The following is a 6,763-nucleotide window of genomic DNA, read 5'->3' on the forward strand; positions in this document are numbered from 1 at the left end:
AGACGGTGCTGGTCACGGGCGCGTCGGGCGGCGTGGGCTCCTTCGCCGTACTGGCCGAGCCAGTGGCCCGCCGGGACCTGCTCACCCTGGCCGACCTGCTTGCAGCGGGGCAGATCACGCCCGTCATCGACCGCACCTACCCCTCGAGGAAGCCGCTGACGCCTTCCGCTATGTCGGGGCCGGCCATACCCGAGGGAAGGTCGTGATCACCGTCTGACGACCGGACCGACGAGAACGACCCAACCCGTGCGTAGCACGCCCAGACCTGCCGCCACTCCGGCGGACGGACCGCTCTTCCCGAAAGAAAAACCGATGACCATCCGAACGCACACCCCGAAACTGCTCGACACCCCGCCGGTCCCGGTGCAGGCCAAGCTCGCGGCGGCTTGGGGCACCCTTGCCTTCCTCATCCTCTACATCGACTACTTCCACCTCTACCAGCCCGGCGCCATCGACCAAATCCGTGGTGGCGAAATCTTTGTATTCGACATCAGCGGGGGATTGATGTCCATCTTCTTCGTGATCATCCTGATTCCGGGCTCGATGATCCTGCTCTCCACCACGCTGCCCGCCCAGGTGAACCGCGCCGCGAACCTCGTCGTGGCATCGCTGTACACCCCCTTGCTGGTGGTCAACGCGGCTGGGGCGACCTGGGACTACGCCTTCTACTACGCCCTCACCATCGGAATCGAGTTGCTGATCGTGGCCTTCATCCTGCGCTCCGCCTGGACCTGGCACCGAACCCCCGCCAACGCAGCCGGCCCCGTGACGACCGATCTTCGACAGGAACTTCGATCGTGAGTACTCAACCCGGCGGATCCACTCCGCAACCCCATGTGCCCATCGACACAATGAGTCCGGCGCACATGCTTTCGATCATCGTTGGAGACCTGCTCGGCGCGGGCTCCCTGATCGTCTTCGCCAACTCCGGGCCCGTGCTGGCCGGACTCTCCCTGCTGGTAGCCGGGCTGGGGCTCATCATCCTCGGGGCGGCAGGGCTCGGCAGCAGAATGAGCGCGGTTCCAGCGATGGCGGGTCTCAACGCAGGGATCCGTCCAGACACAGACTCGGACGCAAGGTATCCCGCACGGCTCGAGGGGCAGCTGGACCCTAACCTGACCCGGTGGATGTGGCTCTTCAAATGGCTGCTGGCCATCCCGCACTACATTGTGCTGGCCTTCCTGTGGGTTGCTTTCATCGTGGTGACCGTCGCTGCCGGGATCACGATTCTGTTCACGAGCCACTATCCGCCGTCGCTGTTCCGCTTCAACGTGGGGGTAATGCGCTGGCACTGGCGGGTGGCGTTTTATGCAACCGGGGTGCTGGGCACGGATGACTACCCACCGTTCACGCTCGCCCGCACCGGTTATCCGGCCACCTTCGACGTGGAGCAACCCGCCAGGCTCTCCCGGTGGCAGGTGTTGGTCAAGTCCTGGCTCTTCGCGCTGCCGCACCTGATCATCGTGGGCCTGCTGACCGGCAGCGTCTGGAGTTCCACGGCCGACGGCGGCACTAACGGAATGTCCCTGCTGGGACTTCTGGTGTTCATCACCGCGGTGATCCTGCTGTTCACCGGTGTATACCGGATGGGACTGTTCAACCTGATTATGGGCATCAACCGCTGGATGTACAGGACCACCTCCTATACGGCACTCATGTCCGACGACTACCCACCGTTCCGGCTGGACCAGGGCCCGCAGGAACCGCCCATCCGTACGGCCGTCGCGCTGTAGGGCGCCGAGTCGGGGAACCCTAGAACGGGTGCAGCAGCCGATGCACGAACCGCCGGGTCCGTTCCTCCCGGGGATCGCGCAACACCGTCTCAGGCGGGCCGTGCTCAACCACCACGCCGCCGTCCATGAAAACCACTTCGGTGGCCACCTCGCGGGCAAAGGCAAGCTCATGCGTGACAAGCACCATGGTCCAGCCCTCGTCAGCCAGCTCCTTGATGACGGAGAGGACCTCGCCCACCAGTTCGGGGTCCAGGGCCGAGGTGGGCTCGTCGAACAGCAGCAGCGTGGGACGCAGCGCGAGCGCGCGGACAATGCCCACGCGCTGCTGCTGACCGCCGGACAGCTCGTGCGGGTACTGGTCCTTCTTCTCCGCGAGGCCTACGCGGCCCAACAGTTCCTCTGCCTCTTGAACAGCCTCCGCCTTGGGCCGGCGCTGCACCTGCACCGGGCCTTCGATGACGTTTTCGAGCACCGTCTTGTGCGGGAAGAGGTTGTAGTGCTGGAACACCATGGCGCTGCGGTCCCGCAGCGCTGCGAGCTCCCGCTTCGATGCGCCTGATCCGAAGTTGACCACCGGGCCGCCGTCGAAAGTGATGCGTCCGGCGTCGGGAATTTCCAGCCCGTTAAGGGAACGCAGAACCGTGGTCTTGCCGGATCCGGAAGGCCCGACCAGCGCCACCACGCCGCCCTGGGCAACGGACAGGTCAATGGAGCGCAGCACCTCGTTGTCCCCAAAGGATTTCCGGAGTCCTTCGACTTTCAATACCGGCTCAGGATTAGTGGGCGACATAACGGTCCAGCCTCTTCTCGATTCGCGATTGTCCAGCCGAAAGGACCAGACAGAAGACCCAGTACACGGCGGCGGCCTCAATGTAGAGCAGCATGAACTGCTGGCTGAACGCGGCAATTTCCTGGGCCTGGCGGAACAGCTCGGTCACCAGAATGAGCGACGCCAGCGAGCTGTCCTTCACCAGCGAAATGAACGTATTGGACAGCGGCGGCACGGATACCCGGGCTGCCTGCGGCAGGATGATGCGCCGCAGGGCCAGCGTGCGGGACATGCCGATGGTGTGCCCGGCTTCCCACTGACCGCGCGGTACGGAGAGGATGGCCGCCCGGATGATCTCGGCAGCGTAACCGCCCACGTTGAGGGAGAACGCGATGATGGCGCTCGGCCAGGGCGGAATGGTGAGGCCGATCGACGGCAGGCCGTAGAAGATCACGAACAGCTGCACCAGCAGGGGAGTACCGCGGATCACGGAAACGTAAGCTCTGCCGATCCCGGAGGCGATCCGGTTGTTGCTGAGCCGCATGAGCGCCACCAGCAACGCCAGGATGAGTCCCAGGGCCATGGACGCCAGCGACAGGGGAATGGTGCCCTTCAGGCCGCCCTCGATGAGTGGCCAGAGCGAGGTCAGGGCCAGATCCCAGTCGATGTCCATAAGCTCCTACGCTATCCCAGTGGCTGATCGTGATTTCTGCATAAAAACGCACATACAAACGGCGGGCACCGCGGAGGCTGCGTGCCTCGCGACCGGTGCCCGCCGTCGTCGTGCTGGTTACTCTGCGCTGATTACTCGGCGCTGACGTCCTCACCGAAGTATTTCTCGGAGATCTCGGCCAGCGTGCCCTCTTCGCGGAGCTCGGCGAGGGCCTCATTCACGGCCTCAACCAGCTCGTCGCTGCCCTGGCGGAAAGCCAACGCGCTGCGGGACTGCTCGTCGGTCTCCGCGACCACCTTGATGTTCTCGTTCGGGGTGGACTTCTGGTAGTCGAGGAAGGTCAGCTCGTCATTGATGGTGGCGTCAACGCGGCCCTGCTCCAGCAGGGTCACGGACTGCGCCCAACCCTCAACGGCCTCAACCTCCGCGCCGCTTTCCTCAGCCAGCTCGTACCAGTTGCTGGTGAGTGACTGAGCGGTGGTCTTGCCTGCGAGATCCTTGAAGGAGGTGATTTCGCTATTGTCAGCCGAGGTCACAATGACGCCGTTGCTGTAGGTGTAGGGCTCGGAGAAGGCGTAGGCTTCCTCGCGCTCCGGGGTGATGGAGACCTGATTTGCGATGACGTCGAAGCGGCCCGCCTCGAGTCCGGCGAAGATGGCGTCCCACTGGGTCTCTTCGAACTCGGCCTCAACGCCGAGCTTCTCAGCGACGGCGGTGATGACCTCGACGTCGTAGCCGGTCAGCTCGCCGGCGCCGCCCTCGTGGTAGGTGAAGGGCTTGTAGGTGCCCTCGGTCCCGACGGTCAGAACGCCGGACTCCTGGATCTCAGCGAGCGTGGTGCCGCCGGCGGACTCGGTGGCCGCGCCCGTGGCGGTGTCGGAGGAAGCAGATGAGCCGCAACCGGCAACCGCAAAGAGGATGGCGGTAGCGGCGCCGAGCAGCGGAAGACGGCGAGAAATCATGGAGGTATCCTTTGACGCTTGAACGGAAAGCTTGGACTGCCCGGGTACGGGAGCTATCCATTCCAGCAGTCGACGGCGCGTCCTTATTCCCCCGCGTAACAGTGCGTAACATAGCGCTGTGGCGGTCAGGGGAAGCAAAAAGGGGCCCGCCTCTGCGGACCCCTCCCGACGAAATGCGCGGCGTTAGGCCTTACGGTCGCCCTTTGCCATCCGGTAGCCGGAATCTGAACGGCCCATGATGGTCTGCGGAATCCAGAACGCAAGGAAGAAAAGTGTGAGGCACACCGCAAACGGCCACACGTTGGTGCGCTCGAAGAATGACAGCACATAGATGGACGCGGCGAAGAGGATGAACATCACCACGAAAGCAACAGCGGCGGTCAGGCCGTGGCCCTCGCCGGAGTGCTCGGGGCGCTTGTTGTTCTTGTCGCGGGTTGTGCCTACCGGGTGTGCCATGAGTCTCCTCGTTCTGATGCGTGGCCTGTCTGCCTTAACTCTAGCGCCCGCGGCAGGTTTCCGCGGTCCGGTGCGGACGTGGCAGAGCGCCGGCCTCAGCCCACGATCAGCTTGACCGCAAGCGCCAGCATCACCACGCCGATGACCACGTCCACCACCCGCCAGGTTCGCGGACTCTTCAACACACCCGAGAGCGCCCGGGCACCGAAACCGAGGGCGCAGAACCAGATAATGCTGCCGACGACGGCGCCGGCCGCGAACACCCACCGGGTCCCCTCTCCCTGCTGGTTGGCCAGGCTTCCAAGCAGGACGACGGTGTCCAGGTAGACATGCGGATTGAGATAGGTCAGCGCGAGAGTGGTGGCAACCACCGACCCGCGGCTCCGCGGCGCTTCCGCTGTCAGGGCCGCCGGCTTCAGCGCCGAGCGGAAGGAGCGGACGGCGAACCAGGTCAGGTACACAGCGCCGCCCCACCTCAGGATGTCGAGGATGGCAGGGAACTGCGAGACCAGCGCACCGATCCCCGCGGTGCCTCCGAGGATGAGCGCCGCATCGCTGACAATGCACAGCGCCACCACCACTCCCACGTGTTCCCGCCGGATGCCCTGCCGCAGTACGAATGCGTTCTGCGCGCCGATGGCGATGATCAGGGCAAGGCCCGTCAGCAGGCCGGTGCCCCAGATGCTCAACATGGGATCAACGCTATTCAGCGGAAGCAGTGTAGACAAACGATAGATTCTGCGCATGCATTAGGTTTGCTTCATGCAGTTCGAACAGTTGCGGGCTCTTGCGGCCATCATCGACGAGGAGTCCTTCGAGGCCGCCGCAGACACTCTTCGCATCACCCCCTCCGCGGTCAGCCAGCGCATCAAGGCACTGGAAGCCTCGGTAGGCCAGATTGTGGTGCGCAGGGGCATACCCTGCACTCCGACTGATGCGGGTTCGGTGCTGCTCCGCATGGCTCGACAGGTGCAGATCATCGAGGCTGAGACCCGTTCTGCCCTTGGCCACGGTGAAGCAACCCGAACCGTCACCCGGGTTGCAGTCAACGCCGATTCGCTGGCCACCTGGTTTGTCCCCGTCCTGGGCGAGGCTGCCGGCTGGACGGACACCACGCTGGACCTGCGCGTGGAAGACCAGGACCACAGCAGCAGGCTCCTCCGGCAGGGCGACGTCATCGGCGCCATCACCTCGGATCCCGCCCCGGTGAACGGGTGCCGGGCTGAGTTGCTTGGGTACATGCGGTACCTGCCCGTGGCCACGCCTGCGCTGCGGAATCGCTTTTTGAACGACGACGGCATCGACTTCACCCGCATGCCGGTCCTGCAGTTCAATGCGAAGGATGACCTGCAGCAGCGCTTTTTGCTGTCCCACGGCGTCACTCAGCCTCCGCCCCGACACCTCATCCCGTCGTCGGAAGCGTTCCTCGCGGCACTCCGGGCGGGCCTGGGCTGGGGCATGATTCCCGAGCTGCAACTCGAATCGGACCTCGATCTCGGGGCCCTGGTGCTACTGGAGAAGGACGCGCACGTTGATGTGCCGCTCCATTGGCAAACGTGGACGCTGAATTCGGAGCGGCTGAACCGCATGACGGAGGCCGTCCGCGAGGCGAGTCACCGACTGCGTTCTGGAACTTTCGCGCAGATCCGGTGAGCTGACGGCGTCCGGATCCCGCCGTACCTGCGCAAAAGTTCCGGTTCGCCACCCGGTGGCCAGAGGTCTCATGGGTGTAGTCAGAGCTGCAGGCGGTACCCGCGCTTGATGACCGTCGCCACCAGAGACGCCTCGGGCAGCGTCTTCCGGAGCCGGCTGATGGTCATGTCCAGCGCGTGTTCCCCGGCACCGTCTCCGAGCACCCCGGCCAACTGCTCCCGCGACAGCACCGCACCATTGGCCTCGACCAGCGCTCGGAAGAGGCTCATCGGCGCAGGTGCCAACTCGACAGGATTCCCGTCAATCCGCAGGTTCTTCCCACGCAGCTCGATCAGCCCGTAGCGGCTCGGGTACTGCAGCACGCGATGCTGGCCCAGGTACTCACCGACCAAGCGGATCAGCGCTCCCATGCGGAACCGTTCCGGAATCAGCGGCGACACTCCCGCCTCCACCAGCGGCTGCGCAGTCACCGGCCCGACGACGGCGGCCGCCACCGGCCCACGAAGCGCCGCCAGGA

10 protein-coding genes are annotated in these 6,763 nt (G+C 64.8%); 4 read left to right on the forward strand and 6 right to left on the reverse strand.

Annotation, left to right across the window (positions count from 1 at the left end):
* The 3 genes from P4U43_RS17310 to P4U43_RS17320 form a co-directional block, all read left to right on the forward strand.
* Positions 1-217, forward strand: a 217-nt coding sequence (locus tag P4U43_RS17310; protein WP_277359848.1) for a zinc-binding dehydrogenase, incomplete at its 5' end; no start/stop codon positions are given.
* A gap of 95 nt (positions 218-312) precedes the next feature.
* Positions 313-801 carry a DUF6326 family protein gene (locus tag P4U43_RS17315; protein ID WP_277359849.1) on the forward strand — a complete coding sequence of 163 codons (489 nt, stop codon included), beginning with the start codon at positions 313-315 and terminating at the stop codon, positions 799-801.
* Positions 798-1,733 (forward strand): DUF4389 domain-containing protein, encoded by a 936-nt coding sequence (locus P4U43_RS17320; protein ID WP_318533046.1) that lies wholly within the window; start codon positions 798-800, stop codon positions 1,731-1,733. Before P4U43_RS17315 ends, P4U43_RS17320 begins: the two co-directional genes overlap by 4 nt.
* A gap of 19 nt (positions 1,734-1,752) precedes the next feature.
* On the opposite strand, the gene P4U43_RS17325 is transcribed toward P4U43_RS17320, so the two are convergent.
* The 5 genes from P4U43_RS17325 to P4U43_RS17345 all read right to left on the reverse strand — a co-directional run bounded on the left by P4U43_RS17325 (position 1,753) and on the right by P4U43_RS17345 (position 5,285).
* Positions 1,753-2,523, reverse strand: a complete 771-nt coding sequence (locus P4U43_RS17325) for an amino acid ABC transporter ATP-binding protein (protein ID WP_277359850.1) — start codon at positions 2,521-2,523, stop codon at positions 1,753-1,755.
* Entirely contained in the window at positions 2,510-3,175 is a 666-nt protein-coding gene (locus P4U43_RS17330; protein WP_200954802.1) for an amino acid ABC transporter permease, read from the reverse strand. Before P4U43_RS17330 ends, P4U43_RS17325 begins: the two co-directional genes overlap by 14 nt.
* A gap of 131 nt (positions 3,176-3,306) precedes the next feature.
* Entirely contained in the window at positions 3,307-4,137 is an 831-nt protein-coding gene (locus tag P4U43_RS17335; protein ID WP_277359851.1) for an amino acid ABC transporter substrate-binding protein, read from the reverse strand.
* Between the two features lie 183 nt (positions 4,138-4,320).
* Entirely contained in the window at positions 4,321-4,593 is a 273-nt protein-coding gene (locus tag P4U43_RS17340; protein ID WP_277359852.1) for a hypothetical protein, read from the reverse strand.
* Positions 4,594-4,688: 95 nt separating this feature from the next.
* Entirely contained in the window at positions 4,689-5,285 is a 597-nt protein-coding gene (locus tag P4U43_RS17345; RefSeq protein ID WP_056548702.1) for a LysE/ArgO family amino acid transporter, read from the reverse strand.
* Positions 5,286-5,355: 70 nt separating this feature from the next.
* On the opposite strand from P4U43_RS17345, the gene P4U43_RS17350 reads away from it, so the two are divergent.
* Positions 5,356-6,246 carry a LysR family transcriptional regulator ArgP gene (locus tag P4U43_RS17350; protein WP_277359853.1) on the forward strand — a complete coding sequence of 297 codons (891 nt, stop codon included), beginning with the start codon at positions 5,356-5,358 and terminating at the stop codon, positions 6,244-6,246.
* An 80-nt stretch (positions 6,247-6,326) separates the two neighbouring features.
* Here P4U43_RS17350 and P4U43_RS17355 read toward each other — a convergent pair.
* Positions 6,327-6,763 (reverse strand): winged helix-turn-helix domain-containing protein (locus P4U43_RS17355; RefSeq protein WP_277359854.1); only part of this gene is annotated, 437 nt, incomplete at its 5' end.

Origin of the sequence: Arthrobacter vasquezii, from assembly GCF_029455255.1 — a bacterium.
Classification (GTDB): domain Bacteria; phylum Actinomycetota; class Actinomycetes; order Actinomycetales; family Micrococcaceae; genus Arthrobacter_D; species Arthrobacter_D parietis.